Genomic DNA, 1,599 nt, shown 5'->3' with positions numbered 1-1,599 from the left:
GGCAGGACGACCTCGTAGCCCCAGGTCTTGCCGGCCTGCCAGCCGTTCTTCCTCAGCAGATTGGCGGCCGTCGCCAGCGCATCGGGGATCGAGTTCCAGATGTCGCGCTTGCCGTTGCCGTCCATGTCGACGGCATAATGCTGGTAGCTGGTCGGGATGAACTGGGTGTGGCCCATGGCGCCGGCCCACGAGCCGCTGAGATGGCTTTCGTCGATGTCGCCGCTCTGCAGGATCTTCAACGCCGCGATCAGCTGGGTGCGGGCGAATTTCGAACGCCGCGGGTCGGCATAGCCAAGTGTCGCCAGCGAGCGGATGACATTGCGCATGATGTCGTTGCGCTTGAGGATCTCGCCATAGTTCGATTCCATCGACCAGATGGCGAGCAGGATGTTGCGGTCGACGCCGAACCGCGCCTCGATCCTGTCCAGCCACGGCTTCCATTTCCTGGCCATCTGCTGGCCGACGGCGACCGACTGGTCGTGCACGCGGTTGTCGAAATAGTCCCAGGCGGGTGCCGTGAACTCGGGCTGGGTGCGGGCCTTTTCCAGCACCACCGGATCGACATCGGTGATGTTCCTGAAGGCCTGGTCGTAGATCGCACCGGAGACGCCGCTCTGCACCGCCGTGGCGCGGAAGCTGGCAACCCATTGCCGGAATCCGGCATCGGCGAAAGCAGGTCCCGCGGGCATCAGCAGGGCAAGCGACAGGCTGGCCGCCGTCACGACGCTTGCGAGGCGCTTTGCGGTGCTGCGAACGGACATCTGTTCCTCCTTCTTCATGTCAGGAAGATCATTCATCGCCGAACCCGGTTAGTATTTAGTTTACCATAGGTGGGGTCGGGAACGAAAAGACGCGACGATGCTTTACGCACTGCAAGTTTTGTAACCCGGTGTTCTTTACGTCTCGATTCCGGCGCGAAAATGTCTCAGAACGGGATTGCGGAGCAGGCAATCAAACGGATAATTGGCAGCATGAAGAGAGTTCGCAAGGCAGTCTTCCCGGTCGCTGGTCTCGGCACGCGGTTCCTTCCCGCCACCAAGGCAATTCCCAAGGAAATGCTGACGGTCGTCGACCGGCCGGTCATCCAGTATGTGGTCGATGAAGCGCGGGATGCCGGCATTGAGCATTTCATTTTCGTCACCGGCCGCAACAAGGCGGTCATCGAAGACCATTTCGACGTCCAGTTCGAGCTCTACAACACGCTTGCCCAACGCGGCAAGGACGACCAGCTTGCCCGACTGCAGCGGCTGCAGCCGGCGCCGGGCCAGACCAGCTTCACTCGCCAGCAGGTGCCGATGGGGCTTGGCCATGCCGTCTGGTGCGCGCGCGAACTGGTCGGCGACGAACCGTTTGCACTCCTCTTGCCCGACATGATCATGCAGTCGGAAAAGAGCTGCATGAAGGACATGGTCGAGCTCTATGCCGAGACCGGCAACAACATCATCGCGGTGCAGGAGTGCGATCCGGCCGAAGCGCATAAATACGGCATCGTCGGCCGCGGCGAGGACACGCATCACGGCTTCCGCATCACCGGCATGGTCGAGAAGCCGAAGGCGGGCACCGCGCCCTCGAACCTGTTCATCAACGGCCGCTATATCC

General features: G+C 61.7%; 2 protein-coding genes. One reads left to right on the top strand and one right to left on the bottom strand.

Features of this window, described 5'->3' with window-relative positions; translation table 11 throughout:
- Nucleotides 1-761 (bottom strand): lytic murein transglycosylase (locus EN742_RS34485; RefSeq protein WP_148670504.1); only part of this gene is annotated, 761 nt, incomplete at its 3' end.
- Between the two features lie 201 nt (nucleotides 762-962).
- On the opposite strand from EN742_RS34485, the gene EN742_RS34480 reads away from it, so the two are divergent.
- Nucleotides 963-1,599, top strand: a 637-nt coding sequence (locus EN742_RS34480) for a UTP--glucose-1-phosphate uridylyltransferase (protein WP_189375725.1), incomplete at its 3' end; no start/stop codon positions are given.

This window comes from Mesorhizobium sp. M4A.F.Ca.ET.020.02.1.1 (assembly GCF_004022645.1).
GTDB lineage: Bacteria > Pseudomonadota > Alphaproteobacteria > Rhizobiales > Rhizobiaceae > Mesorhizobium.
The sequence above is the reverse complement of the archived record's forward strand: the minus strand, read 5'-3'. Positions and strand labels throughout refer to the sequence as shown.